Origin of the sequence: Streptomyces sp. NPDC041068 (assembly GCF_040647455.1) — a bacterium.
Lineage (GTDB): Bacteria > Actinomycetota > Actinomycetes > Streptomycetales > Streptomycetaceae > Streptomyces.
Genome location: NZ_JBEZCG010000008.1, coordinates 170965 through 194624, shown reverse-complemented (window position 1 = coordinate 194624; position 23660 = coordinate 170965). Strand labels below are relative to the sequence as shown.

General features: G+C 70.2%; 27 protein-coding genes and 1 pseudogene. 14 read left to right on the top strand and 14 right to left on the bottom strand.

All coding sequences use genetic code 11. The features are described 5' to 3' along the window. Positions 1 to 25 precede the first annotated feature (25 nt). The 3 genes from AB0B50_RS20190 to AB0B50_RS20180 form a co-directional block, all read right to left on the bottom strand. On the bottom strand, positions 26 to 967 hold the full coding sequence (locus AB0B50_RS20190) for a VOC family protein (RefSeq protein ID WP_362333306.1): 942 nt from the start codon (positions 965 to 967) through the stop codon (positions 26 to 28). A gap of 482 nt (positions 968 to 1449) precedes the next feature. Further along, positions 1450 to 2577, bottom strand: a complete 1128-nt coding sequence (locus AB0B50_RS20185; protein ID WP_362333303.1) for an FAD-dependent monooxygenase — start codon at positions 2575 to 2577, stop codon at positions 1450 to 1452. Positions 2578 to 2755: 178 nt separating this feature from the next. After that, positions 2756 to 3328 (bottom strand): helix-turn-helix domain-containing protein, encoded by a 573-nt coding sequence (locus AB0B50_RS20180; protein WP_362333300.1) that lies wholly within the window; start codon positions 3326 to 3328, stop codon positions 2756 to 2758. A gap of 87 nt (positions 3329 to 3415) precedes the next feature. Between AB0B50_RS20180 and AB0B50_RS20175 the strand changes: the two genes are divergently transcribed. The 4 genes from AB0B50_RS20175 to AB0B50_RS20160 all read left to right on the top strand — a co-directional run bounded on the left by AB0B50_RS20175 (position 3416) and on the right by AB0B50_RS20160 (position 6201). Then, entirely contained in the window at positions 3416 to 4309 is an 894-nt protein-coding gene (locus AB0B50_RS20175) for an NADP-dependent oxidoreductase (RefSeq protein ID WP_362333298.1), read from the top strand. Positions 4310 to 4465: 156 nt separating this feature from the next. Continuing rightward, complete coding sequence (locus AB0B50_RS20170) at positions 4466 to 5590, top strand: NAD(P)/FAD-dependent oxidoreductase (protein ID WP_362333295.1); 1125 nt, start codon at positions 4466 to 4468, stop codon at positions 5588 to 5590. 47 nt (positions 5591 to 5637) lie between these two features. Next, entirely contained in the window at positions 5638 to 6027 is a 390-nt protein-coding gene (locus AB0B50_RS20165; RefSeq protein ID WP_362333293.1) for a zinc-binding dehydrogenase, read from the top strand. A gap of 15 nt (positions 6028 to 6042) precedes the next feature. Continuing rightward, positions 6043 to 6201, top strand: coding sequence for a hypothetical protein (locus AB0B50_RS20160; protein WP_362333291.1), 159 nt, complete (start codon positions 6043 to 6045; stop codon positions 6199 to 6201). Positions 6202 to 6462: 261 nt separating this feature from the next. Here AB0B50_RS20160 and AB0B50_RS20155 read toward each other — a convergent pair whose 3' ends face one another. Continuing rightward, on the bottom strand, positions 6463 to 7392 hold the full coding sequence (locus AB0B50_RS20155) for an NADP-dependent oxidoreductase (RefSeq protein WP_362333288.1): 930 nt from the start codon (positions 7390 to 7392) through the stop codon (positions 6463 to 6465). A gap of 79 nt (positions 7393 to 7471) precedes the next feature. On the opposite strand from AB0B50_RS20155, the gene AB0B50_RS20150 reads away from it, so the two are divergent. Then, a complete protein-coding gene (locus AB0B50_RS20150; protein ID WP_362333285.1) occupies positions 7472 to 7852 on the top strand; it encodes a helix-turn-helix domain-containing protein in 381 nt (126 codons plus the stop codon). Between the two features lie 168 nt (positions 7853 to 8020). On the opposite strand, the gene AB0B50_RS20145 is transcribed toward AB0B50_RS20150, so the two are convergent. Then, positions 8021 to 8371: a hypothetical protein gene (locus AB0B50_RS20145; protein ID WP_362333282.1), complete on the bottom strand. Its 351-nt coding sequence runs from the start codon at positions 8369 to 8371 to the stop codon at positions 8021 to 8023. A 265-nt stretch (positions 8372 to 8636) separates the two neighbouring features. Between AB0B50_RS20145 and AB0B50_RS20140 the strand changes: the two genes are divergently transcribed. Beyond that, positions 8637 to 9320 carry a hypothetical protein gene (locus tag AB0B50_RS20140; RefSeq protein ID WP_362333279.1) on the top strand — a complete coding sequence of 228 codons (684 nt, stop codon included), beginning with the start codon at positions 8637 to 8639 and terminating at the stop codon, positions 9318 to 9320. A 2-nt stretch (positions 9321 to 9322) separates the two neighbouring features. Here the strand turns inward: AB0B50_RS20140 and AB0B50_RS20135 are convergent, their stop codons facing one another. Beyond that, on the bottom strand, positions 9323 to 10339 hold the full coding sequence (locus tag AB0B50_RS20135; protein ID WP_362333276.1) for a WYL domain-containing protein: 1017 nt from the start codon (positions 10337 to 10339) through the stop codon (positions 9323 to 9325). Positions 10340 to 10458: 119 nt separating this feature from the next. Between AB0B50_RS20135 and AB0B50_RS20130 the strand changes: the two genes are divergently transcribed. The 4 genes from AB0B50_RS20130 (at position 10459) to AB0B50_RS20115 (ending at position 14364) form a co-directional block, all read left to right on the top strand. Further along, the gene (locus AB0B50_RS20130) at positions 10459 to 11202 is read left to right on the top strand and encodes an NIPSNAP family protein (protein WP_362333273.1); all 744 of its coding nucleotides are present in this window, start codon (positions 10459 to 10461) and stop codon (positions 11200 to 11202) included. Between the two features lie 235 nt (positions 11203 to 11437). Then, a complete protein-coding gene (locus AB0B50_RS20125; RefSeq protein WP_362333270.1) occupies positions 11438 to 12382 on the top strand; it encodes an NADP-dependent oxidoreductase in 945 nt (314 codons plus the stop codon). A 188-nt stretch (positions 12383 to 12570) separates the two neighbouring features. After that, positions 12571 to 13713, top strand: a complete 1143-nt coding sequence (locus AB0B50_RS20120; RefSeq protein ID WP_362333268.1) for an NAD(P)/FAD-dependent oxidoreductase — start codon at positions 12571 to 12573, stop codon at positions 13711 to 13713. Positions 13714 to 13824: 111 nt separating this feature from the next. Beyond that, complete coding sequence (locus AB0B50_RS20115; RefSeq protein ID WP_362333265.1) at positions 13825 to 14364, top strand: CAP domain-containing protein; 540 nt, start codon at positions 13825 to 13827, stop codon at positions 14362 to 14364. 231 nt (positions 14365 to 14595) lie between these two features. Here AB0B50_RS20115 and AB0B50_RS20110 read toward each other — a convergent pair whose 3' ends face one another. The 3 genes and pseudogenes from AB0B50_RS20110 to AB0B50_RS20100 all read right to left on the bottom strand — a co-directional run bounded on the left by AB0B50_RS20110 (position 14596) and on the right by AB0B50_RS20100 (position 15577). Continuing rightward, positions 14596 to 14733: a hypothetical protein gene (locus AB0B50_RS20110; protein ID WP_362333934.1), complete on the bottom strand. Its 138-nt coding sequence runs from the start codon at positions 14731 to 14733 to the stop codon at positions 14596 to 14598. 130 nt (positions 14734 to 14863) lie between these two features. After that, a pseudogene (locus tag AB0B50_RS20105) lies at positions 14864 to 15022 on the bottom strand (prolyl oligopeptidase family serine peptidase); the annotation flags it as partial. A 177-nt stretch (positions 15023 to 15199) separates the two neighbouring features. Further along, a complete protein-coding gene (locus AB0B50_RS20100; RefSeq protein ID WP_362333263.1) occupies positions 15200 to 15577 on the bottom strand; it encodes a hypothetical protein in 378 nt (125 codons plus the stop codon). Between the two features lie 312 nt (positions 15578 to 15889). On the opposite strand from AB0B50_RS20100, the gene AB0B50_RS20095 reads away from it, so the two are divergent. Next, the gene (locus AB0B50_RS20095) at positions 15890 to 16951 is read left to right on the top strand and encodes a GNAT family N-acetyltransferase (RefSeq protein ID WP_362333260.1); all 1062 of its coding nucleotides are present in this window, start codon (positions 15890 to 15892) and stop codon (positions 16949 to 16951) included. Positions 16952 to 16993: 42 nt separating this feature from the next. Here AB0B50_RS20095 and AB0B50_RS20090 read toward each other — a convergent pair whose 3' ends face one another. Next, the gene (locus AB0B50_RS20090; RefSeq protein WP_362333257.1) at positions 16994 to 18214 is read right to left on the bottom strand and encodes an FAD-dependent monooxygenase; all 1221 of its coding nucleotides are present in this window, start codon (positions 18212 to 18214) and stop codon (positions 16994 to 16996) included. Next, positions 18211 to 19608: an MFS transporter gene (locus AB0B50_RS20085; protein WP_362333254.1), complete on the bottom strand. Its 1398-nt coding sequence runs from the start codon at positions 19606 to 19608 to the stop codon at positions 18211 to 18213. The genes AB0B50_RS20090 and AB0B50_RS20085 overlap by 4 nt, the downstream gene beginning before the upstream one ends. A gap of 193 nt (positions 19609 to 19801) precedes the next feature. Here AB0B50_RS20085 and AB0B50_RS20080 point away from each other — a divergent pair, with 193 nt between their 5' ends. Next, positions 19802 to 20449, top strand: a complete 648-nt coding sequence (locus tag AB0B50_RS20080; protein WP_362333251.1) for a TetR/AcrR family transcriptional regulator — start codon at positions 19802 to 19804, stop codon at positions 20447 to 20449. 137 nt (positions 20450 to 20586) lie between these two features. Continuing rightward, positions 20587 to 20886: a hypothetical protein gene (locus tag AB0B50_RS20075; RefSeq protein ID WP_362333248.1), complete on the top strand. Its 300-nt coding sequence runs from the start codon at positions 20587 to 20589 to the stop codon at positions 20884 to 20886. Between the two features lie 133 nt (positions 20887 to 21019). Here the strand turns inward: AB0B50_RS20075 and AB0B50_RS20070 are convergent, their stop codons facing one another. Together AB0B50_RS20070 and AB0B50_RS20065 are read right to left on the bottom strand one after the other, a co-directional pair. Beyond that, positions 21020 to 21502, bottom strand: a complete 483-nt coding sequence (locus tag AB0B50_RS20070) for a hypothetical protein (protein WP_362333245.1) — start codon at positions 21500 to 21502, stop codon at positions 21020 to 21022. 92 nt (positions 21503 to 21594) lie between these two features. Further along, complete coding sequence (locus tag AB0B50_RS20065; protein ID WP_362333243.1) at positions 21595 to 22038, bottom strand: hypothetical protein; 444 nt, start codon at positions 22036 to 22038, stop codon at positions 21595 to 21597. A 135-nt stretch (positions 22039 to 22173) separates the two neighbouring features. Between AB0B50_RS20065 and AB0B50_RS20060 the strand changes: the two genes are divergently transcribed. Further along, positions 22174 to 22518, top strand: a complete 345-nt coding sequence (locus tag AB0B50_RS20060) for a hypothetical protein (protein WP_362333240.1) — start codon at positions 22174 to 22176, stop codon at positions 22516 to 22518. A 208-nt stretch (positions 22519 to 22726) separates the two neighbouring features. On the opposite strand, the gene AB0B50_RS20055 is transcribed toward AB0B50_RS20060, so the two are convergent. After that, positions 22727 to 23545, bottom strand: coding sequence for an arylamine N-acetyltransferase (locus AB0B50_RS20055; protein ID WP_362333238.1), 819 nt, complete (start codon positions 23543 to 23545; stop codon positions 22727 to 22729). Between the last annotated feature and the right edge of the window lie 115 nt (positions 23546 to 23660).

Here is a 23660-nt window from a genome sequence, read left to right as displayed (position 1 = left end):
ATGACGTTCGGCGAGGGCTCGCCGGTCACATCGGCGGGGCGACGAACAGCCCACGATCGACGTCGTTGTGGGACTTGGCGGCGATGAACTCGTCCATCTCGTTGGCCGTGCCCCACTGATCCGCGTTGGCGGGATCGCGCAGGTCGAAGATGTGGGGGTGCCAGGTGTCCTCGTCCAGGATCTCCAACTCGGTGGTGTACTCGACGGTGTTGCCGACCCGGTCGAGGAAGTAGCTGAAGGAGTTGTCACCGGCCCGGTGCCGTCCCGGTCCCCACAGCCGCTCGATGCCCAGGCGCCGCATCCGGCCCGTACCGCGCATGAACTCGTCGACTCCGCGCATCTCGAAGGAGGCATGGTGGAAGGCCGCGTGCGGCCCGCGCACGATGCCGAAGCTGTGGTGAAAGGTGTTGCACCGCAGAAACCACATGATCTTGCCGCGGTCGCCCAGACACAGTGTGTCCGAGAGGCGGAACCCCAAGTGCTTGATGTACCAGGCCACCGTGAGCTCGGGAGTGGGAGAGTTCATCAGCACATGGGAGAGGCGCACGGGGACCGGTTCGCGGGCCTCGATCTTGCGGTGCCTGCGGGCGGCGACATCGGCGGATACCTCGACCACGCGGCCCTCGCTGTCGAAGAAGCGGACCGCGTAGCCGCCCCCGGGAGTGTCCAGGGATTTCGGCTCGTGGACCAACCGCACGCCCTGGGCGGTCAGTTGTGCGGCCAGGGTGTCGACGTCGTCGGCGCCGGCGGCACCGAAGGCGATGAGGTCGGTGCGTTTGTGGGCGCCTTCGCGTAACCGCACCACGTACTGCTCCGGGGAACCTTCGGCAGCCAGGAACGAGACGCCGGTGTCACCGGCGGTCTCCGTCAGCCCCCACAGCTCGGTGTAGAACCGGCGTTGCTCGGCGAAGTTGGGCATGGCGACATCGATGTGCCGCAGGTGGGTGATCAAGCTGGTGTTCCTCATGGCGCACTCCCCTTGGCCGCGGTGGTCATCCCCTTGGCTGCGGTGGTCATCCCATTGACAGCAGTGGTCATCTCATTGACGGCAGTGGTCATCTCAGTTGCTCGGTCAGCCAGTCGAGGACGTCGAACCCGAGCCCCAGCGCCGCTACCCGGTCCGCGTCCAGGTCCTGCTGCTCCCACAGCCAGGCGAAGACGGGGACAGCACCTCTCCCTTTCCGGTACGCCTGCCACCAGTTCCCCAGGGCTTCCTCGCGGTCGCCGCTCTCCTCGGCCTCGCGCGCCTGGGACGCGAAGCCTTCCGCTCCCGCCGGCCAGTGCCCGGGCGTTGAAGGGATTCCTCCGCTGCTCCAAGTGCTCGCACAGCCGCCGTTGTGCCTCGGGCAGGGTTCCGGGCGAGGCTGTGGCTCGATGCGGGGCTGTGGCTCGATGCGGGGCTGTGGCTCGGGGCGAGGCTGGAGCCAGAACGCCCTTCGCGCCGGATGGTCACGCAGGCTCGGCCATGAGCCGGTGGCAGGAATCGGCCAGCGGATACGCCTCGCGGTAGCGCTGCGCCTGCTCCAGGCCGACGATCGCCGCCGAGGTCTCCACGAGCGTTCGGCACCGCTGCGTGCGCCGTCTCACGAATGCCTGGAGCCCCGCCCCGACGGACTCGCGCCGCCCGAGTTCGCGGGCCAGCAGGAGCCCGTCCTCGACGGCCAGGGCAGCGCCACTGGCCATCTGCGGTGCGGGCGCATGCGCGGCGTCACCGATGACCACGCCGTTGCCCCGGTTCCAGGCGCCCTCCAGGAGCGCCGTGAGCACCGGGCGGCGCACCACCGATTCCGACTCGGACACCAGGGAGCGGATCTCCCCCACCCGGCCGGGGAAGGGCTCCATCAATTCCCTCAGACGCGGGGCGAGTTCGGAATCGGGCAGGATGCTGCGCTCCACTCCGTTCTCCGTCAGGAACACGTACGCCTGCCGGTCCGAGAGGGGCACGAGGCCGACCGTGTCGGCCTTCCCGGCGAACTGATGGATCCCGGCGGCCCACCGTGGGCGGGGCACCAGCGCCCGCCAGACCATCTGCCCGTGAAAGGCGAGCGTGGTCTCGAGCCTCAGCAGGCCCCGCGTCGACGAGCGGATCCCGTCCGCGCCCACCAGCAACGCGACCTTCCGGACCGTTCCGTCCGACAACCGCACGCGGACCAGTCCCTCCTCCTGATCCACCGAGGCAACGGTGGTTCCGTACCGCACCGCGACGCCGCACCGCTCCGCTTCCGCGTGCAGGATGCGGTGCAGTACGGGGCGCGCGATACCGACCATCGCAGGCCTTCGCTCACCGATCAGGCGCGGTAACTCGGCCTCACCCGCGGGCTCGCCGTTCACGTCCACGTGCGTGATGGTGCTCATGCCGTAGCCCCCGGCCAGGCATGTGTCCGCGAGCCCCAACTCGTCCAGCGCGCGCAGCGAAGGACCGGTCAGGCACAGCCCCCATCCAGAGGTCGCCTCCGGCGGGCCGAGCTCGGCGATCTCGACCTGCCATCCGCCGCGCGCCAGGGCGGTGGCCGCCGTCAGCCCGGCCACACCCGCACCCACGACCACGGCCGTCCGCGCACCGCGATATCTGTCCATGTACGCCTCCAGAGCGCCGATTTCTTCGAAACCGTAGGGCGCGTCGGCGCTCCGCCCTGTCCGAATCGGGCGGCGGTCATCCGCTGTCGGCAAGCGGTCGATGAGCGGACGGTGCGCGGACGGTGCGCGGATGACGCGCGGTGAGGTCCGAGCCGCTGTCGCGGAACCCGATGGCGGGTCAGGCTGCTTCCCAGGCCGCCTCGATCATCTGGAAGATCTCGTCCAGCGCGGCCTGCGGGTCGTCCGCCTCGCGGGCCAGCGAGTAGGCGTCGATCACGAACCGCGCGATCGTCCGGCAGGCCGTTGCGCTCTGCGGCAGGTCGGGATCGGCGACGAGGGCGGTGGCCAGCGACTCCGCGTGGCGCAGCCGCATCGACTCCTCGTACTCCCGCAGGGCACGTGACTCGTCGATCATGCGGTAGACCGGGACGGTGCCGTCCGCCGTGCAGTGCCGGACCATGGCCTGGATCTCGCGGCGCAGCGCGGGGATGAGCGGCTCGTGCGGCTCCCGGTCGGTGACCGTCCGCATGAGGCGTTGCTCGAAGTCGCCGTCCTGCTCGAACACCAGGGCCTCTTTCGAGGCGAAGTGGGAGAAGAGCGTGGTGACGGCCACGTCGGCCTCGGCGGCGACGTCCCGGATGCCCACCGCGTCGTACCCGCGTTCCAGGAAGAGCCGCAGGGCGGTGTCGGCGATCTTCTGGCGGGTCGCGGCCTTCTTGCGCTCGCGGCGTCCGGTCGTCGGCACAGTCATGGCCTGACGCTATCAGGTGCATAGCCGTAACAGTTCGAAAACCCTAACAACTCCAAAACCCTAACCGTTAGTGTTACGGTCGGCGGCATGAAGAGAGTGAGCTTCGCCGAATTCGGCGGTCCCGACGTCCTGCACCTCACAGACGCCGAGGAGCCCCACGCGGGCCCCGGCCAGATACGCGTCGCCGTGCGGGCGGCGGGCGTGAACCCCGCCGACTGGCGCAGCCGCGAAGGCCAGTTCCAGAAGGCCCGCCCGATCGAACTGCCCGCCGGAATCGGGCAGGACGCCGCCGGAGTGGTGGACGAAGTCGGCGAGGGCGTCGAAGGCATCGAGGTCGGGGACCATGTGTTCGGGCGAGGCTCGGGTACGTATGCCGAGCTCGCCGTCCTCGCGGCCTGGGCCCGCATCCCCGAGGGACTGACCTTCGAAGAGGCCGCAGGGTACCCCTCCGTCGTGGAGACCGCGCTGCGCATCATCCGCCAGGTCGGCGTGCGACCCGGTCAGACGCTGCTGGTCAGCGGGGCGTCCGGAGGAGTCGGATCGGCGGTGCTGCAGATCGCCAGGGACCGCGGCATCACGGTGATCGGCACGGCCGGCGCCGCGAACCAGGACTACCTGCGCGGCCTGGGCGCCCTCGCCACCACGTACGGCGAAGGCTGGGTCGAGCGGGTGCGGCGGCTCGGCCAGGTCGACGCGGCCCTCGATCTGGCCGGTTCGGGCGTGATCCGCGAACTCCTCGAACTGACCGGGGATCCGCAGAAGGTGATCTCCATCGCCGACCTCGGTGCGCCGGACCTCGGCGCCCGCTTCTCCGGCGTCACCGGGAACGTGCCACAAGCCCTCGTCGAGGCCACCGACCTCATCTCGCGCGGCAAGCTCCACATCCCGGTCGAGAAGACGTACGCCCTCGCCGAAGCCGCGGCGGCGCACATCGACAGCCAGGCCGGGCACGCACGCGGGCGCCGGGTCATCACCGTCTGAACCGTTTCGTTTCGCCACCGCCCGAGCCGCTCCGCATCACCACCGCCCGAGGCGCTTCGCTTCGCCCGGTTGCGCGGCCCGGCAAGCTGCCTTCCTTTCCTTCCAGCACACCTGCCGGGGCCCACCCGGCAGCTGCGCGGCACGCAAGGAGCCCCCATGCACACTCCTGTCACGATCATCGGCGCCGGACTCGGCGGCCTCGTCCTGGCCCGCGTCCTGCACCTCCACGGCATCCCGGTCGCGGTCCACGAGGCGGAGTCCTCGCTGACGGCGCGTTCGCAGGGCGGGATGCTCGACATCCACGCGCACAACGGCCAACTCGCCCTCGATGCAGCCGGCCTGACGGACGAGTTCCGCGGCATCGTCCTGGAGGGCCGCCAAGCGATACGGCTCGTGGACCGCAACGGAGCCGTCCTGTTCGACAAGTCCGACGACGGCACGGGCCAAAGCCCCGAGGTGCAGCGCGGCGAGTTACGGCAGATCCTGCTGGACGCACTCCCCGACGGAACCGTCCGATGGGGCCACAAGGCCACTGGCGTCCGCGCCCTCACCGAGGGCCGCCACGAGGTGACCTTCGAAGGCGGCACCACCATCGTCACCGGCCTGCTGGTCGGCGCGGACGGGGCGTGGTCGCGCGTCCGACCGCTGCTCTCCGACGCCACACCCCGATACGTCGGCCGGTCCTTCGTCGAGACCTACCTGCACGACGCCGACACCCGACACCCGGCCACCGCGAAAGCGGTCGGCGACGGGACACTCGTCGCTCTCGATCCGGACGGAAGCGGGAAGTGGTTCGTGGCCCACCGGGAAAAGGGCGGAACCCTTCACGCCTACATCACACTGACCAAGCCTCAGGACTGGTTCGCCACCATCGACTTCACCGATGCCGCCGCGGCCGCCGCGCGGATCGCGGAGGAGTACGACGGCTGGGCTCCGGAACTCACCGCTCTGATCACCGCCGACCGGACCGCGCCGGTCCTGCGCCCGCTGTACGCCCTGCCGGTCGGGCACCGCTGGGACCGGATGCCCGGAGTGACCCTGCTCGGCGACGCCGCCCACCTCGCGACCCCCAACGGCGAAGGCGCCAACCTTGCCCTGCAGGACGGCGCCGAACTCGGCAAGGCCCTCGCCGCGCACCCCGACGACATCGAGACCGCCCTCACCGAGTACGAGGAAGCACTGTTCCCCCGCGGTGCCGCGGCCGCCGCCGCAGTCGCCCACGACCCCACGCCGCAAGAAATGATCATTTTCTTCACCGCCCGAGAACAAGCGGGCATCTGACAGACCCGCAAATCCGACAGAGCCACGCATGTGTACGGAGGTTGTCCGTGTTCGCTGTCCGATACCACCGCTACGGCGGTTCCGAAGTACTCGTCATGGAGGAAGCCGAGGAGCCGCACGCGGGCCCCGGTCAGCTCCGCATCGCGGTGCGTGCCACCGGCATCACCCCTGCTGACTGGTACCTGCGTTCAGGGATGCTGCGGGACGTCGCCGCCCTGGACTTCCCCCACATTCCCGGCATGGACGCCGCCGGAACAGTCGACGAGGTGGGAGAGTCACCGGGCTGGGCAGGGCTGCCGCTGGCCGCTGATCTCGCCGACCGAGGCCCCCTCACCATCCCGTTGCACGCCGTGTTCCCGCTGAAGGAGGCCGCCACGGCTCACGACACCAGCGCCACCGGCCACGCGCGCGGCAAGATTGTCATCGCCGTGCCCTGACAAGACGTCTCCGGCATGTTCGCCCCGTTCCCCTCCCACTGGCCCTTGGTCCTCACCCGCACCGACTCGCACCAGGCCGCCGAACCCGCTGGGCCCGGCGGCCTGATCGTTGTCTGCGGTTCGCTGCGCCTCGTAGACGAAACGCGCACGGCGCTCGCGCCGCGGCCCGCGTGAGGCGGCTCACGCCGCACATCCGCCACGCAGCGGCTCACGGCACCAACTGTCCTGTCGCACCGCATCCGTCAGACAGCGAGCCGTTGACCTGCTGGGCTGCCAGGTCGTTCGACAAGGCGGAGGCCCTGGGCCCGCGAACGACCTGGGATTCCCGGAAGTCGCGTTCGCGGTAGCGGCACATGTGCCCCTTGCCGGGTCGTCACAGGTGCGAGTCACCAGCCGTTCAGCAGTGGAGCCGCTCCCCGAGGCCCCACGACAGGATCAGACGGTGAGCACGAGCTTGCCCTGGAGGTGACCGCCGTCGAGCAGCCGGTGCGCGTCGGCGACATGCTCGAAAGGGAACGTCTCCTGCACGTGGACCCGGAGCTTGCCCTGTTCGACGAGTTCGACGAGACCTCGCAGGGCGACCGGATCGGGGTCGACCGCGATGCCGCTGAAGCGCATGCCGGCCGCCTCGTACTTGGCGATGAGTCCCGCGTCCTCCTCGGCGACCGCCGTCACCAGGTGACCGCCTGGGCGGAGCACTTCGAGCGATCGCTCGACGGTGTCGCCGCCGATCGTGTCGAGCACGACGTCGATGTCACGGACCGCCTCGGAGAAGTCGACCGCCGTGTAGTCGATCACCTCGTCGGCGCCGAGCCCCTCGACGAACGTCCGCTTGCCCCCGCCGGCGGTCGCGATCACATGAGCGCCGAGCGCTTTCGCGATCTGGATGGCGACGTGGCCGACCCCGCCACCACCGCCGTGGACCAGGACGCGGTCGCCCTCCCTCACGCCGCCGAGGTCGACGAGGCCCTGCCACGCCGTCAGCCCGGCGATCGGCAGCGCCGACGCCTCGACGTGCGAGAGCGACGCCGGCTTGCGCACCAGGTGCAACGCAGGCGACGAAACGACCTCGGCGTACCCGCTCGCCGCCCGGGGGAACAGCGGCATCCCGAACACCTCGTCGCCGGGCCTGAACCGCCACGTCCGCGGCGCTTCCTCGACCACGCCGCTGATGTCCCAGCCGAGGATGAACGGCGGTCGGCCGATCAGCGGGAACTCGCCGGCGCGCAGGCGCGCCTCCAGCGGGTTCAGGCCGATCGCCTTGACGCGGACGAGAACCTCGGTCGGGAGGGGTTGGGGCTCGGGCGCGTCCACGACGGTGAGCACCTCAGGACCGCCGAGCGTCTGCTGGGTGATGACTCGCATAACTCTCCTGGCTTTTCTGGAGGGGAGAAGAGAACCCAGGCTATGAATTCGATGGGAACCAGCAGGTACCTTTGGCGCCATGAGCGGTTTCGGTCCCGGCGACCCCTTTCTCGCCGACTGTCCGGCGCGTCTGGCGGTCGAACTCATCGCCGACAAGTGGACCGTGGTCGTGCTCTACGGCCTCAGCAAGGGCCCAGTACGCCATGGCCGGCTCATCGAGCTGATCGGCGGCATCTCCCGCAAGATGCTCACCCAGACGCTCCGACGGCTCGAGGCGCACGGACTCATCAGCCGCCACGCCTACGCCGAGGTTCCGCCCCGCGTCGAGTACGAGCTCACCGCGCTCGGGGCGACGCTGATCGATCCGATCCACATGCTGACCGAGTGGGCGCGGGCGAACGGCGACGCAGTGCTCGATGCGCTCGACGCCCATCCCGAGCCGGGCGCCTCCAGCGGCTGAGGCCCCCCGCCGGGGCGCTGAGCATCCTCTCGGCCGCTGCTCGGTATCGGCCCGGCCACGCTCGGTCTACGGGCTCTCGATGTGTTGGACGATCCACCACATCGGGGAGGTGGTCCTGGCCACGACCACGAGCGTCTCGCCGGCTTCACCCCAGGTGCGGTGCACTTTCTACAGGGGACTCGATTTCCAGGAGACTCGATCATGCCGCACCTGGGCCTCGGCCAGAATACGGGCGTCGTCCTCGGCGGCCTGGTGCACTCGTGCGCGCTGACGTGTGGCGTAGACGCGGTCGGACGGCTCGGTCTCGCGCACCACGGCGATCACCGACATCGCCGAGGTCACGCCGAACATCAGGACCGCCCATGCGGCGCCGTTGCGGGCGGACTGCACCGTGCAGTAGGCGAGCCATACGAGGACGACGCCGTGCAGGGTGCACAGCGCGCGGGTCATTCTGGTCAACAGGGCCTCCAGGGGCAGGAAGTAGAGCCGGTGGATCAGAGGCAGGCCGGCGGCCGTCATGACGAGAACGACGGCGGGACGAGACAGGGATCACATGCCGGGGCCCGACGCCGCCCGTGCCCGGACCTCACCGTCTGACGGAGCGGACGCACACCCCCTCCTGGTCACACCCCACTCCCCCGGCGTGCGGCGACGCCCCAACGCACCGGCGCGCAGGCCCGGTTCACCCGATCCGGCTGTTTCCCTCCGCCTCCGTTGTGCCGCTCGGCCCGCGCGGGTGAGCCTCTTGGCATCGGCTGGCGCCCGTGGCGCCGAGAGGAGACCCATGCCCAGGTCGTTCAGCGGTGAGGAATTCCTTCAGGCACTCGCGTCGGACGCGGTCCGCGACAGAGTCGCGGTCGTCGGGATGGTCAAGAAGTCCGAAGAGGCCTCGGACAGCCTCCAGTTCGCTCCCGGTACGACCTGCGAGGACTGGACGACGATCCCCGTCGGTCTCATCGACCGGGTCGACCTGCTGCGCCAGGTGCCGTGCGACGACCACACGCACAGCCTCGTGCAGTTGACCCTCAAGGAATCCGACTCGCCCGAGTACGGCGTTCTGGCCGCGCTGCTTGGGCACTACGCACGGATCGCCGCCACGTCCGCACCCTCGCCCTCGCCGTGCACGCCGCCAGCGCACGCCGCTCCACCCGTGCCGCAGGGCCCCCCACCCCGGGCTCGCCCACGGCCGCACGGCCCAACACCTCACGGCCCCGGACCTCAGACCTCGCCCCCACCCCCGCTCACCTGGGGTGTCACCCCCGACGCCACACCGCCCCAGACCTCGCCCCGACTCCAGGCCGAGTGCGTGGACGGCAGTTCGGCCTGTGTGAGCGACGGGGCAGGGGGTTTCACATGCCTGGCCTGCTGCCACGGCTACTGGAACAACATCGGCCCCTGCCTCTACGGCAAGTGGTTCGGCTGCAACGGCGTCAACTACAACGCGTACAACTGCTGGCCCATCGGCTGACCTCAGGCACACCCTGTCGCCCGGTACATCCGGGCCAGTGCACCCACCGTCTCGGCCATGGCCTGCCGCAGCTCCTGCGGGGCGATGACCTCGACGTCCCCGCCGAGGCGCAGCAGTTCGCCGCAGGCGTGCGCGGTGCTCTCGGTCGGTATGACCGCCTCGACCCAGCCCTCGCCGCCGCACCCGGCGTCGTCGTCGACGGCGGTCGCGGTGGACTCGACGGCCCGCACCACCTCCGGGGGGAGGTTGTCCGGCAGGCGTCGGCGTCCCTGTCGGGAGAGTCGGATGGTGGCCGTCCCGGTGTAGCGGCGCGCCTCGAAGTCCTCCAGGTACGCGGTCCAGTACACGCCCAGGTCGAAGTCCCGCGGCCGGTCGAACCGTTCGTCGCTCGGCTCCGCGTCGAGGACTTGGGTGACGCGGTAGGTCGCGATCCGCAGGTCGGTCGGGCGTTCCGTGCCGGCCACGAGGTACCAGACACCGGACTTCAGGACCAGGCCGTAGGGACGCAGGCGGCGCCGCACCTCCTGCGGAGCGCGCCACCGCCGGTAGCGCACGTCCACCACGCTCCGTGTGAGCACCGCGTCGACGAACAGCGGGAGATGCGGGGCCTGTTCGGGCTCCCGGTACCAGGCCGGGGCGTCCAGGTGGAACACCTCCGCGGTCCGCGCCGCCTCCTCCCGCAGCCCCTGCGGCAGCGCGGCAAGCAGCTTCAACCGTGCCGCCGTCACCTCCGCCGCGAGGCCCAAGTCGGCTGCGGGGCCCGGCAGTCCGGCGAACAGCAGCGCCCGCGCCTCGCCCTCGGTCATCCCGGTCAGGCGGGTGCGATAGCCGTCGAGCAGTTGGTAGCCGCCTCCGCGGCCCGGCTCCGCGTACACGGGGACTCCGGCTTCCTGCAGGCGCACCACGTCACGGTAGGCGGTCCGTACGGACACACCCAGTTCGTCGGCGATCCCTCGCGCGGACATACGGCCACGGGATTGCAGCAACAACAGCAGCGACAGCAGTCGACCGGCAGACATGGCCGCATTCTCCCCGGAAACCCTGACAGCCCCTGACACACGGCCGCCCTACCGTCGGTCCGGAACCAGCGAAAGAACCGCTGTCGACGCCGACAAAGAACTCACCAGGAGCCTGCCGCGTGCCCCTCACCGAGACCTTCCACCGCCCCGCCGTGATCGAGCTCCGCCAGTACACGCTGCGTCCCGGCCGTCGCGACGACCTCATCGACCTCTTCGACCGGGAGTTCGTCGAAACACAGGAGGCGACGGGGATGGTCGTCCTCGGCCAGTTCCGCGACCTCGACGACCCGGACCGCTTCGTCTGGCTGCGCGGATTCCACGACATGGGGGCGCGACACAGTGCGCTGACCGCCTTCTACGGCGGCCCCGTCTGGGCCGAGCACGGCCCCGAGGCCAACGCCAGCATGCTCGACTCCGACGACGTCCTCCTCCTGCGCCCCCTGGTGCCGGACGAGAGCGGCTTCACCGTCGACCCGTCCGAGCGGCCCCCGGTCGGCTCCCTCGCACCGGAGCGCTTCGTGTCCGCCTGGGTGTGGTCCTTCCCTCCCGGACGCCCCGAGGGCATCGAGCTGATCCGGGACCGGCTGCTTCCCGTACTCCACGAGACGGGCCCCGCGCCGCTCGCCGCCCTCGCCACCGAGAACGCACACAACACGTTCCCCAGGCTGCCGGTCCGCACCGGAGAGAACGTCGCCGTGGTCTTCACTTCGTACGCAGATGAAGACACGTACCGAAAGCACCTGACCGCGATACGGGACCATCCCCTCGCGCGGGACGAGATCCTGCCGCGCATCGAGCGGGAACAGGCGGTCACACCCCGGACACTGCGACTGGCGCCCACGGGCCGTTCGGCCATCTCCTGAGTCACTTCTCAGGCGCTTCTGAGTCACTTCTGAGGCGCTTCTGAGGCGCCCATTCGCCCCGAATCCATTGAACTCCAAGGGCGTCGTGGCCCCGCCACGCCAAGGCACCGGTTACTGGCTCGGCGGAGCCCATGCCGGTGCGGGCCACGTGACGGCCGCGTGCGCCGCCGTATTCCGTCGGCCCTCGGCCCCGAAGCAGGGAATGTGGTGCCGGCGAAGCCGGTTGCACCGGGGCATGAAGGCCATTGGTGTTGAAGAATTCGGCGGTCCGGAAGTCCTGCGCGTCCTGGAGCTGCCCGAACCGCAGGCCGGTCCCGGTGAGGTCCGCATCCGTGTGCACGCGGCCGCCGTGAATCCGACCGATGTCCTGCTGCGAACCGGCGGCCACGCCGTCCGCATGCCCGACCGCCGGCCCCCGTTCGTGCCCGGCATGGACGCCGCCGGCGTGATCGACCAGCTAGGTCCCGGCGTCGATGACCGGCTCGCCGTGGGCCAACGGGTGGTCGCCATCGTGCTGTTCACGGGTCCGCGCGGCGGGGCGTACGCCGAGCACATCGTGGTTCCTGCCGCGTCGGTGGTTCCGGCGCCCGCAGGGGCGGACTTCCCGGCCGCGTCCACCCTGTTGATGAACGCCATGACCGCACGCCTCGCCCTGGACGCGCTGGCCGTACGGCCCGGTGGAACGGTGGCGGTGACCGGTGCGGCAGGTGCCGTCGGCGGGTACGCCGTCGAGCTGGCCAAAGCCGACGGACTGACCGTCATCGCGGACGCCGCCCCGCACGACATCGACCGCGTGCGCGGCTTCGGCGCCGACCACGTCGTCGAGCGCGGCCCCGAGGTCGCCGCCCGCATCCGCGCGCTGGCACCTGACGGTGTGCCCGGCATCGTGGACGGCTCGATGCAGACCACCGAGGTGCTGCCCGCCATCGCCGACGGCGGAGCCCTTGCCGAACTGCGGGGCTGGTCCGGCCCGGCCGAGCGGGGCATCACGGTGAGCCCGGTGATGGTCACGGACGGGGCCGCCGACACGGCGGGGCTGCACGCACTGAGCCGCCACGTCGAGGCCGGCACCTTGACGCTGCACGTCGCCGACGTACTGCCCGCCGACGAGGCTGCCAAGGCCCACCGCCTGCTGGAAGCCGGCGGTCTGCGGGGCCGGTTGGTCCTCGATTTCTCCTGACCGTCCCGGGTGAGGTCTCCGTCGGCGGCCCATGACGGCGTGGCGCGGCCCGGAGAACAGTGTGCGGTGTCGGCCCCTTGTCGGCGGGCGCCGGTCCGCTGTCGCCGACTTGTCGGCGTGGCCTGAGAGGTTTCCGGTGTTCCTGCCGGGTGCCCATCCGGCAGGTGGGCAACGCACAAGGAACCACCATGACCACTGACATCACGATCATCGGCGCCGGACTCGGCGGCCTGACCCTGGCCCGCGTCCTGCACATCCACGGCATCCCGTCCACCGTCTACGAAGCGGAGGCCTCACCGACGGCGCGCACGCAGGGCGGGTTGCTCGACATCCATGACTACAACGGCCAACTCGCCCTCCAAGCAGCAGACTTGATGGACGAGTTCCGCGGCATCGTCCTCGAGGGCCGCCAGGCGTTGCGGGTCCTCGACCCGAACGGGACCGTCCTGGTCGACAAGGCCGACGACGGCACGGGCGGACGCCCCGAGGTGCAGCGCGGCGAGCTCCGGCAGATCCTGCTCGACTCGCTCCCGGCCGGCACCGTGCGGTGGGGGCACAAGGTCAGCGGTACTCGTACCCTCGGCGAGGGTCGCCACGAGGTGACGTTCGCCGACGGCAGCACCGTCGTCACCGGCCTTCTGGTGGGCGCGGACGGCGCGTGGTCGCGGGTCCGGCCGCTGCTGTCCGCCGCCGCACCCGAGTACATCGGCAAGTCGGTCGTCGAGACCTACCTGTTCGACGCCGAAACGCGGCATCCCGCCGCCGCGAAGGCCGTCGGCGGCGGAATGATGATCGCGCTCACGCCGAGCCTGGAGATCGCCGCCCACCGGGAAAAGGACGACACTCTCCACGCCTACATCGGGCTGTACGAACCGCAGGACTGGTTCGCCGCCATCGATTTCACCGATGCCGACGCCGCCACCTCACGTATCGCGCGTGAATTCGCCGACTGGGCACCGGAGATCACCACGCTGATCACCGACGGCGACAACGCGCCGATCCTGCGTCCTCTCCATGCCCTGCCGGTCGATCACCGCTGGGACCGGGTGCCCGGAGTGACCCTGCTCGGCGATGCCGCCCATCTCGCGGCCCCGAACGGTGAAGGCGCCAACCTGGCCATGCTGGACGGCGCCGAGCTCGGCGAGGCGATAGCCGCGCACCGCGACGACATCGAAGCCGCGCTCACCGCGTACGAGCAGGCGATGTTCCCGCGCAGCGCCGAGGCGGCCGCCGACGACGGGGGCGCGGGGCTCCACGAGTTGCTCTTCGGCGACGGCTCGTCCCGGGGTGAGCGGGCAGCGGGAATCGGGAGCGCTGGTTCATCCGTGTGACACCGGCCCTGTCGGCCGGTCCTGCGTCCGGGTGGCGTTGGCACACTGCGGCCGACGAGCCGGTCGGCTCGTCTCGCTCGCCAGAGAGGTGCCGATGTGAATCGCGTGACGATGGCTGCGGTCGCAGCCGCGACGATCGCCTTGTGCGGATCGCTGTCCCCGGCGCAGGCCGTGGCCGCCGTCCCCGCTCCCGCCCACTCGGCCGGGCCACGGCAGGGTGCTCAGCAGGACCAGTACTACCCGGACGTCGACTGGATCGTGTGCGAGATCAACAAGGAGCGGACGCGCCGGGACCTTCGCCCGCTCCGGATCTCTGACACGGCATCCCAGGTGGCCATGGGCCACGCACGCGACATGGCCAGGACGGGCAGGCTCACATCGACCGGCAGCGACGGCCGGGACCTGCGGGAACGACTCGGCGACGCCGGCCTCTTCTCCTCCTACATCAGCGAGTACATGCTCCGCGGCTACCACCACGACGGACACTTCGCGGACATGGCCAACGACCCCGACCCCGACAACGGGCTCTACAAAGCCCTGATGGCCCCCGAGGTCGTGGCGATCGGCATGGGTTACGCGAACAGGTACTGGGACGTGAATCTCCTGGGCAAGCACCGTCACCTGGTGACCAGGCCCCCGTCCTGCCTCTAGGGCTCAGCCCTCGACGCTGCCGGGGCGGTGCTCACGCGCTGCCCCAGCCGCCTTGGACGGCCCTGCTGGAGAGGTACGAGTCGCACAGCGCCCCGCGCAATCCGGGGACGAGTTCACGGTGACCTGATGAGCGGTGATCGGCGACAGGCTCCGCTTGGCACGAACGGCAGGGCCTGCTGGCGCATGGGCTGTCCTCAACTCCGCCCGCGCTGTCCTGAGTTTCGCCCGTCCTCAGTTCCGTCCGCCCAGGTGCCGGGCGAGGAAGCGGTCGACGGCGCCGTACATCTCGATGTTGTTGTCCGGGTTCACGAAGCCGTGGCCCTCGTTGTCCTCGACCATGTATGCGACCTCGACTCCGCGGGCGCGCAGCGCGTCGACGATCTGGTCGGACTCGGCCTTGACGACGCGTACATCGTTGGGGCCTGACGAACTCCGGCAGGGTGCTCAGGTAGGTCACCAGGTTCGACATGCCGAAGGCGTCGACGGCGGCGGCGAAGACGTCGGACGTGAAGGTGACGCCGACCAGGGTGGCGTCACCACCGTAGGAGCCGCCGAAGATGCCCACGCGGTCCCGGTCCGCGTATCCCTGTGCGACGGCCCGGTCGACGGCGTCGAAGCCCCAGCTGTCGCGGCACCAGGGGCCGCCGTGGACCAGCATGACCAGAGGCAGTCGGGCCGCATCTCCTTCGTCGTCGCCGCGGCCGCCGTCGATGGGCAGGGTCAGGTACGCGGGCAGCCGCAGTCCGTCCCGTGCGGGGATCGTGACCGGCGTCATCGGCGCCAGGACCTCGGGGTGTCGAGGTCGAGGGCCGGGGGGCTGTCGACGCCGGTCTCCTCACCGGTGGCCAGGTCGAGCCGGACCAGGCGGGTGCGGTCGCTGTTGCGGTTGGAGCCAGCCGCCGACCTGACCGGGGTTCTGGGCCAGCATCATCAACTCACCGGTGGTGATGTCGAGTTCGTGGGGGTCGAAATCGACGGGGTTGCGCTGGTTCAGATGCAGGAGCGCCATGCCCGGCCGGGTGGTGACCAGCTCGAAGCCCGCGATCGTGGCCCCGGGGAAGGGGGTGACGTCCACCGCTTCGGCGTCCGGGGTCTCCAGGTCGACCCGGAAGACGTGGAACTTCTCGTCGCCGTCGTCGTCCTGTTCGTGTAGCAGCCAGCGCGGGTCGTGCGTCCGCGGCCGACGCGGCGTGCGTCCGCACGTCCAGGTCATCGGCCGGGCGCCCGAGACGCTCGGCGATGATCACGCACATCTCGCGCTCCACCTGGTCGCAGGCCATCGGCCACGCGGTGCGGAGCGCCGGTTCGGTGTCGGCGAGCCGGATCATCTTCATCGCGAGCATCTCGTCGGCGAGGCTCACCGGCGGGTTTTCGCGGCCGAGCCTGTCTTGTGCGAGCACGGAAGCCGCCGGGCGTACGCGCAGAGGCCTGCTAGGCACCCGGCCCGCGCCGCGCATATTCAGTTCTGTCCGCAGATATCCGTCGTTACGATCAGCGCCGGACCGACGCCGAGAAGGGACTCCCCGTGACCGGGACAGCACATCAGGGCCACGGCCTCCGCCCCCTGCGGGACCGAGTGACCGCCCCGTCGACCGTCACGCTGCCCACGGCCGGCGAAGGACTCGTCTGGAGATCCGTCACCGCCGCCGACATCGACCTGATCCTCGACCTGAAGCGCACCGCGGGAAAGGTCGACCATCCTCGCTGGCTGGTGACGAGGGACGAACTGGAGGAGGAGTTCAAGAGCCCGGTCTTCGTTCCCGAGGACGACGCGGTCATCGCCGTCGACGCCACGGGGCGGGCCGTCGCGTACGGCTCGGCCGTGGCCCCGACGAGCCACGAGACCATCGTCTGGGTCGGCCTCGACGGAACGGTGGTGCCGGACCGTCGAGGTGAAGGCATCGGCAGGGCCCTGCTCGCCTGGCAGGAGGCCCGCGGGCTGCAGCATCTCGCCGCCAGTGACGCCACCTTGCCCGGATGGCTCGCATCCAGCGCGCACGACCACGCCACCTCCGTGCTCCGGCTCCTGGAGGCGCACGGCTACGAACGCGTCCGATGGTGGCTGGAGTTGGAATGCGACCTCGAGGAGCCGATCACCGAGCCGTCACCGGCCTCGGGTGTGCGGTTTGTGCCCTACGGCGAGGAGTGGCAGGAGCGGGCCAGGGCCGCGCTGAACGACGCCTTCCGCGACCACTGGGGCAGCCAGCCGATCACCGCCGAGGGGTGGGCCTCGGGTGACCGTCTGGAATCGTTCCGCCCGGACCTCTCCCTGCTCGCCGTCACGCCCGACGGGCATGGCGACGAGCGTGTCGTCGGCTTCGTCTTCGTCGACGTGGCTCGGGAGGAATGGCCGCTGCGCGGCGGCCCGTTCGGCTTCATCACGTCCGTCGGCGTACGACGGGAGGCGCGGGGCCAGGGCCTTGCCCGCACCCTGCTGGCCCATGTCCTGGGAGCGCTGCGGGCCGAGGGTCTTGGCCACGCCGTACTCGACGTCGACGCCGAGAGCCCCACCGGCGCCCTCGGCCTGTACCAGAGCCTCGGCTTCACCGTCACGGACCGGTCGACCAGCCTCGTCAAGCGTTTCTGACCTGATCCCGGCGCCCACCACCATCGGCGCGCGTGCCCACGCTCACGTCACAGGCATGAACTCCGGCAGCGTGAGGGCCGAATGGGCCGGTCGCCCCTCCGCGGCGGGCATGGCGCCGAGACGGCGCAGCATGTCGTTGCGCTGCTCCAGGGCTCGGGCGGTGGTCGGGAAGAGGATGGCGTCGCCCATGCCGACCTGGTCCTGGTTCACGGTCACGAACTCACGGGTGTGATGTTCGTAGGCGGCGAACCCCGCGGCGTGGTCCCGGTTCGCCAGGGAACCGGCGAGCATGTAAGCGCCGACGAGCGCGAGGCTGGTGCCCTGTCCTGTGAGGAACGAGGGTGCGTACGCGGCGTCGCCCACCAGCGCGACCCTGCCGCTGGACCAGCGGGGCATGCGGATCTGGCTGACCACGTCGAAGAACAGGTCGTCCGCGTCGCGCATGGCGCCCAGCATGCCCGGGACCTCCCAGCCCGCGCCGGCGAAGACCGAGGCGACCAGGTCCCGTTGGGCCTCCGGGTTCCGGAACGCGCCGAACGGCGGTTCCGGGCGGGCGAAGTTCAAGAAGGCGTGCACGTCGTCGTTGTCCCCCACGGCGTAGAGCGCCGCGGCCCTGCCCGGGGTGTTCCACATGACGGTCTCGTGGGAGAGCCCGAAGGTGTTGCGCATGGTGAATCCGGCGAAGCAGTAGCCGAGGTACCGGTGGAACCGCTCTTCGGGGCCGAACAGGAACTCGCGGGTGCGCGAGTGCAGTCCGTCCGCGCCGAACACCATGTCGTACGTACGTCGGTCGCCCCCGCGGAAGGTGACGTCGACCCCGTGGTCGGACTGGTCGAGAGTGTCGATGAATTCGTCGAACAGGAATTCCACGTCATCACGGACCGCCGTGTAGAGGGCATCGGTCAGATCCCCGCGCCGCACCTCCAGGTCCTGTCCCGCGACACCGCCGGTGAGGTTGTGAGGGTGGAGCGAAACCACCTCTTCGCCGTCCCCGTCGAGGAAGGTCAGCCGACGCAGGTCGATGTGCGCCTGCCGCAACCGCGGCAGGATTCCCATCTTCCTGACGACCTCGAGTGCGGTGCCGCGTACGTCGATGGGGTACCCCCCGCAACGAAGCGTGTCCGCCTTCTCGACCACCGTGACGACGTATCCGTAACGGTTCAGCCAGAACGCGAGGGCGGACCCCGCGACGCCGGCCCCGGATATCAGGACCTCGGGCTTCGGCGTGGTGCGGGTGCCCCTCGGCAGATCGGTGCGGGTCATGCGTTGACTCCTTTGCTCATGGTGCGGGCGACAAGCAGGGACAGCGCCGTGACGGCGCCGGCTATGACGAAGCCGGTGACGAAGGCCGATTCGGCCGGGACGTCCGACCCGGCAGGGGTCCCGGCGGCGAGGAGCGCACCACCGACCTGCGCGCCGACGGCGTAGCCGACCACGCGTGTCACCAGGACCAGGCTGGTGGCGATGCCGGTGTCGCCCTGGTCGACGGAAGTGGCGGTGCTGGTCACCATCGCCGTGACGCACAGGCCGTTGGCGAGCGAGATCCCCGCCTTGCCGATGACGAGGTGCCAGATCTCGGCGTGCACGGTCGCCAGGGCGATCAGGGCGGCGGCCATGAGGAAGATCCCGGCGGTGACCACCGCGCGCGAGCCGAAACGCCGCGCCCCCATCCCGCTGATCGGCCCGGCCAGCGACGCGGCCACGGCGCCCGGCAGCAGGAAGAAGCCGATCTCGGTTGCGCTGGCCCCGAATCCGTACGCGTCGGCGGACACCGCGAAGAGCTGCGGGACGAGAAAGACCGCCACCGAGGTGCCGACGCAGATCACGAACGTCAGCACGCAGGACTTCCAGATCGCGGGCCGTGCCAGCATGCGCAGATCGACCATCGGCGAGGCCGCGCGGCGCTCGACGGCGATCCAGCCGGTCGCGAAGGCGGCCAGGAGCAGGATGAGGGCGCCGAGTACGAGTGGCTCCGAGCCGAGGTCGGGCGCAAGGCCGAGCACCAGCATGAGCGTGACCAGCGTCCCGCTCAGGAGTACCAGCCCCGGCCAGTCGACCCTGGCGTCGTCCGACCGACCCGGCGGATCATCCGGCATCAGCGTGTTCACCAGGAGGGTCGACCCGATCACCGCGATCGTCGGCAGCGCGAACATCCAGTGCCGGGACAGACCTTCCGCGACGGGCCCGGCCGACAGCGTGCCCGCCATCCCGCCGCCCACGAACAACCCGCTGACCGTGCCGATGGCCACCTTCGACTCCCCTGCGGGGAGGTGTTTGCGCACCAGGATGAACGACAGGGGCAGCGCGCCCACCATCGCTCCCTGCAATACCTGCCCCAGCAGCAGCACCGGCAGGCTCGGCGCCAGGGCGGACACCAGACCGCCGACCGAGACCACCGCCATCAGCCGGATCAGGACCCGTTTTCCGCCGTAGCGGTCGCCGAACTTGCCCGCTAACGGTGTGACGAGCGCGCCGGTGACGAGGAGCACGATGCTGAGTAACGCCCCTTCGCTCGCGCTCATGTCCAGCTCGCGCTGCAGGAGCGGAAGCGTCGGCGTCACCACCGACTCCAGGGCACCGGTGGCGAGTGCCAGCAGGCCGAGGGCCGTGACAGCCGCCTTTCCGATGCGGACCGTGGGAGCCAGAGTTGCGGTCATGGACGTCCTTTCCGTCATTGCCGGCGGTGATTGGTGGACAGGTCCGAGGCCGTGCCGCGGGGGTGAACGCGGGGCATCCGCGGCCGAGTTGGCGCAGGCACAGCTCCGCCGGGCGGAGTGGGTGCACGAGTGCGGCACCCTCCGAGTCAGTATTACACTACACCGTGCAGTGTAGGACGGTTAGGATGTGGCCATGCCGACCACGAAGACGCCGACCACCAAGACACTGCGCGAGGGGTCCACACGGAAGCGGGCCGCGATCCTCTCGGCAGCCCGGGAACTGTTCCTCACCGATGGCTTCGACCGCTCCAGCGTCGACGCGGTCGCCGCCCGGGCCGAGGTGTCCAAGCGGACGGTGTACGACTACTTCGGCGACAAGCAGACGCTGCTGCGAGCGGTCGTCGACACCGTCGGCCAGTCACTGGTGTCCACGATCCAGCGCACCCTCGACGACACCCTCAGCGACGTCACCGAGGCCGCCGAACTCGAGGACGCCCTGGTCACGTTCTCGATGCGCATCGCGACCGACATGCTCGGCTCTGCGGAGTACGCGACGCTGCAGCGACTGGTCCGCGCGGAGTCCGGCAACCTGCCGCATCGCGGCTACAACTCGATGGCCGACACCCCCGACGAGGCGATCGCCGAGCGGTTCGCCGCCTTCGCCGCGGCCGGGCTGCTCGACGCCCCCGACCCCCGCCTCGCCGCCGACCAGTTCATCGCGCTGACCTTCGGCGTCGCGCTGGACAGGCTCGGTTCCGCGAACGCCGCGGAGGACGACCGCGTCCGGCCGCTGGTCGTCGAGGGAGTGCGGACTTTCCTGCGGGCGTACCGCACCGCGTAGGACTGGGACAGCGCATGAACGGCAAAGCTGTGGCCAGACATTGAACTTCCGCCGTGCGGCATCCGTATGACGGGGTGAGTTCGCGACCGCATCCCCGTCACCCGGCGGGGCCGACCACAAGAAGGCAGGGATCGACGATGCTGCGAGCAACCAGGTGGACGGCCCGCGGCGGGCTCCTCGCGGCCGGGACGGCCGCCGCCCTGCTGGCCGTGGCGGTGCCCGCGACCGCGAGCACGGCCGCGCTGTACTGCGGCGCCGGCCGCGGACTCACGGCCGAGTCCGCGATCCAGGGCGCGGTCGACGACGCCCGGAACTCGGCGAGCGGAGACGGCAGGTTCCAGTGCGAACTCGTCGGCGCACCACAGATCTTCGAGGTCTTCGACGACCCGTACTTCGGCCATGTCTTCCGGGCCAGCGTGAACATGTCCTGCGAGTGACTTCTCCGAGAGCCCTGCTCTCAGCCGCCTTCGCGCATGGCGGGCGTGACCACGTGGTGGACATGCCCGCAAACCGGACGGGGCGGCCGAGAACAGGCGGACGACGACATCTGGCGGGCGAACGTGGTCCGGCTCAGATCGGTCCGTGCCAGTTCGACTCGCAGTGGATGATCCCGCCCGATGAGTCGGCGTGGCAGGCGCGCGAGGAGACGTTGCGCACCGGGTACTTGCTGTAGAAGTACTCCTTGATCACTCCGCCGGTCTCCGCGCCACCCGTCGTGCAGTCGAACACGGGAACGTCACGATAGTGCCAGTGACCGGCCCACTGGCCGCCGTCGTAGATCTCGTAGCGGATCTGCAGCCCCGCGCAGTATCCGTCCGTCTTCGTGTCGGAGGCGTAGGTGCTGAGTGAGACCTTGTTGCCGAGCCGCCACATGGCGACCCCCTGGAACACGCCGCTCACATGGCTCTGCGAATCCCCGGCATACCCATAGCCGCGCTCCCCGGGGAACTGGCCCGACAGAGCCCAATCGTCCGTCGAGTGCGCGCTCGCACTGCCGGGCAGGCCGAGTATCAGCCCTACGGCCGCGGTGAGCGCGAGCAAAGTGCGTTTCATGGGTCCCCCTCCGGCGAACTTCCCCCTGCTGTGCGTGGAGTCGCATCCTGCCGCAGGGTCGCCTACGGGGCATGGGACAGAATGCGCCAAGTTCACGGTGCGCCGACGAGTGCCTGCAGTGCGGCCGCGGCCAGTGCGCCGGCGTCCCGCTCGGTACTCGCCCACAGGACGTGCCCGTCGGGCCGGATCAAGGCGGCGCTCACCTGGGCCCAGGCCGCCGGAGGCCGGTGCAGGGTTCCGCTGCGTACGGCTACCCCGGGACGCTCGAGGCCTGAGAGCCCGTCGCCCGCCGCCGGGACGAGCAGAACATGGGCATCGGTGCGCAGCACGGTGAACAGGCTGTTCGCGGAGTCGGTGAAGGCAAGGTCGGGCGCGCGGGTTCCGGTGAGCGGGTGTGCCGTTGCTTCCGCCGGAGGGTAGGTGACGCCGAGTCCGGTGAGGCGTTCGGACAGGGCCCGGTTGAACTCCGGTTGGTCGGCGACCATTTCACTGAGCAGCGAACGCAGGTCCAGGTTCTCGGGCGTGAAGGCGGACAAGCGCGGGAGTGCACTACAAGGGAACGAGCCGTGTACGAGGGCTGTCGTGCCGGGGATGATGGGTTCAGGATGCCCGGCGCGCCGTCCCTCACTGGTGACCGGCACCGACGCGCCAGGGGACGTATGGGAGACGAGATGACAGACGTGTCCAGTGTTTCCGTCGAGTTGCTGACCGCGCCGAGCGTCGACAGGGCGATCGGCACCGTCGCTGACATCGGTGAAGCACAGCAACTCATTGTCCGCATCGAGCCGTACGAGGGCATGAGCGACGGAGACTCGGTCCACCTGCGCTGGGACACCGGAGTCCTGCGCACGTCGCGGATCGACACACACGTCGTCGACGCGACGGAGGTGGGCCTGAGCACGGTGTTCACCATTCCGCAGCCGATGCCAGGGTCGGCGCGGGTCAGCTACGTCGTCAGCCGCCCGTCCGGCGAATGTCGTGCCTCGGAGCGGCTGGAGGTGACCGTACGCCGGTGACGTGCGGTTCTGTTCGACGAACTGGAGCGGCTGCCGGCGAGGCGAGGTGCGTCGGTGACGTCTATGCCATCTCGTCATCGATGACTGCCGAGCAAGTGACCTGGAGCAGGGCACGCTACGGCCGTCAGGGCGCCTGAGGCCTGAGGCCTGAAACGGCATGGCACCCCTTGCCGCGAAGACGGATTGTGGCCGTACGCCCCGCGCGACGCTACTCCGGCAAGCGGGTGCCCTCGGGGAGCCGGATCCCGAAGTCCTCGCGCAGGACGGCGAGTACGTCGTCGGCGTCCATGAGCTCGCGCTCCTTGCGGGTGCCGTCGGCGGTCGTCTCGGTGAGGGTCCGCCCGGCGAGGGACAGATGGGTGTCGTCAGTGGTGCGCTGGGCGTAGACGGAGCGGGAGAACGGCGAGCGCGGGTGGGTGGCGATGTACCAGTTGACGACCTCGTAGTCGGGCCGCTGGAAGGGCTCGACCGTGAAGCCGTACTGGTCGTCCCAGCCACTGGTCTCCGCGCCGTGGGCCTGGAGCTTCCACTTCTGCAGCGGCCCGTCATCAGCAGCATGGACCAGCCGGTGGCGGCGCGGCGTGTCGTGCAGTTCGGTCCCGGCGGTCAGCGGGAGGGGTTCGAGCAGGGAGCCGAAGCTGCCGAAGCCGACGTCGGTCACGTACGGCACGGGCTCGCCGGGCACCTCGGTCAGCATCAGCATGTGGGTACGCGGCCTGATGTCCCCGGGCTTCGCTCCGACGAGGACGCGCGCGGTGAGCAGGGTGACCTCGAAACCGACGGCCCTGAGCACGGAGGCGAACAGGGTGTTGTGCTCGTAGCAGTAGCCGCCGCGCCCGCCGTGGACGAGCTTGGCCTCCAGGTCCGGCAGCGCGAGCGAGGGCGCGCTCCCGAGGACCGGGTCCAGGTTCTCGAACGGGATACCGGTGATGTGGGCGCGGTGCACGGACCTGAGCACGTCCAGCGTGGGCCGGCGCTCCCCCGACCAGCCGATGCGGGCGAAATAGGCGCCAAGATCGAACGTCATGCGCATACCGTACGCAAGCGGCTCGGGCTGCACCTCGGCCCTCCGCCCGATCCGGAGCCCACCGAAGGCCTAGGTCCATCAGCCGACGGCTGCGGACATCGGAGGCTGCGGGTGG

Excerpts from the sequence above, each read along its gene's own strand:
- AB0B50_RS20190 (WP_362333306.1), bottom strand. The coding sequence starts at position 967 with ATGAGGAACACCAGCTTGATCACCCACCTGCGGCACATCGATGTCGCC.
- AB0B50_RS20185 (WP_362333303.1), bottom strand. The coding sequence starts at position 2,577 with ATGGACAGATATCGCGGTGCGCGGACGGCCGTGGTCGTGGGTGCGGGT.
- AB0B50_RS20180 (WP_362333300.1), bottom strand. The coding sequence starts at position 3,328 with ATGACTGTGCCGACGACCGGACGCCGCGAGCGCAAGAAGGCCGCGACC.
- AB0B50_RS20175 (WP_362333298.1), top strand. The coding sequence starts at position 3,416 with ATGAAGAGAGTGAGCTTCGCCGAATTCGGCGGTCCCGACGTCCTGCAC.
- AB0B50_RS20170 (WP_362333295.1), top strand. The coding sequence starts at position 4,466 with ATGCACACTCCTGTCACGATCATCGGCGCCGGACTCGGCGGCCTCGTC.
- AB0B50_RS20160 (WP_362333291.1), top strand. The coding sequence starts at position 6,043 with ATGTTCGCCCCGTTCCCCTCCCACTGGCCCTTGGTCCTCACCCGCACC.
- AB0B50_RS20155 (WP_362333288.1), bottom strand. The coding sequence starts at position 7,392 with ATGCGAGTCATCACCCAGCAGACGCTCGGCGGTCCTGAGGTGCTCACC.
- AB0B50_RS20150 (WP_362333285.1), top strand. The coding sequence starts at position 7,472 with ATGAGCGGTTTCGGTCCCGGCGACCCCTTTCTCGCCGACTGTCCGGCG.
- AB0B50_RS20145 (WP_362333282.1), bottom strand. The coding sequence starts at position 8,371 with ATGACGGCCGCCGGCCTGCCTCTGATCCACCGGCTCTACTTCCTGCCC.
- AB0B50_RS20140 (WP_362333279.1), top strand. The coding sequence starts at position 8,637 with ATGCCCAGGTCGTTCAGCGGTGAGGAATTCCTTCAGGCACTCGCGTCG.
- AB0B50_RS20135 (WP_362333276.1), bottom strand. The coding sequence starts at position 10,339 with ATGTCTGCCGGTCGACTGCTGTCGCTGCTGTTGTTGCTGCAATCCCGT.
- AB0B50_RS20125 (WP_362333270.1), top strand. The coding sequence starts at position 11,438 with ATGAAGGCCATTGGTGTTGAAGAATTCGGCGGTCCGGAAGTCCTGCGC.
- AB0B50_RS20120 (WP_362333268.1), top strand. The coding sequence starts at position 12,571 with ATGACCACTGACATCACGATCATCGGCGCCGGACTCGGCGGCCTGACC.
- AB0B50_RS20115 (WP_362333265.1), top strand. The coding sequence starts at position 13,825 with ATGGCTGCGGTCGCAGCCGCGACGATCGCCTTGTGCGGATCGCTGTCC.
- AB0B50_RS20100 (WP_362333263.1), bottom strand. The coding sequence starts at position 15,577 with ATGACCTGGACGTGCGGACGCACGCCGCGTCGGCCGCGGACGCACGAC.
- AB0B50_RS20090 (WP_362333257.1), bottom strand. The coding sequence starts at position 18,214 with ATGACCCGCACCGATCTGCCGAGGGGCACCCGCACCACGCCGAAGCCC.
- AB0B50_RS20085 (WP_362333254.1), bottom strand. The coding sequence starts at position 19,608 with ATGACCGCAACTCTGGCTCCCACGGTCCGCATCGGAAAGGCGGCTGTC.
- AB0B50_RS20080 (WP_362333251.1), top strand. The coding sequence starts at position 19,802 with ATGCCGACCACGAAGACGCCGACCACCAAGACACTGCGCGAGGGGTCC.
- AB0B50_RS20075 (WP_362333248.1), top strand. The coding sequence starts at position 20,587 with ATGCTGCGAGCAACCAGGTGGACGGCCCGCGGCGGGCTCCTCGCGGCC.
- AB0B50_RS20070 (WP_362333245.1), bottom strand. The coding sequence starts at position 21,502 with ATGAAACGCACTTTGCTCGCGCTCACCGCGGCCGTAGGGCTGATACTC.
- AB0B50_RS20060 (WP_362333240.1), top strand. The coding sequence starts at position 22,174 with ATGACAGACGTGTCCAGTGTTTCCGTCGAGTTGCTGACCGCGCCGAGC.
- AB0B50_RS20055 (WP_362333238.1), bottom strand. The coding sequence starts at position 23,545 with ATGACGTTCGATCTTGGCGCCTATTTCGCCCGCATCGGCTGGTCGGGG.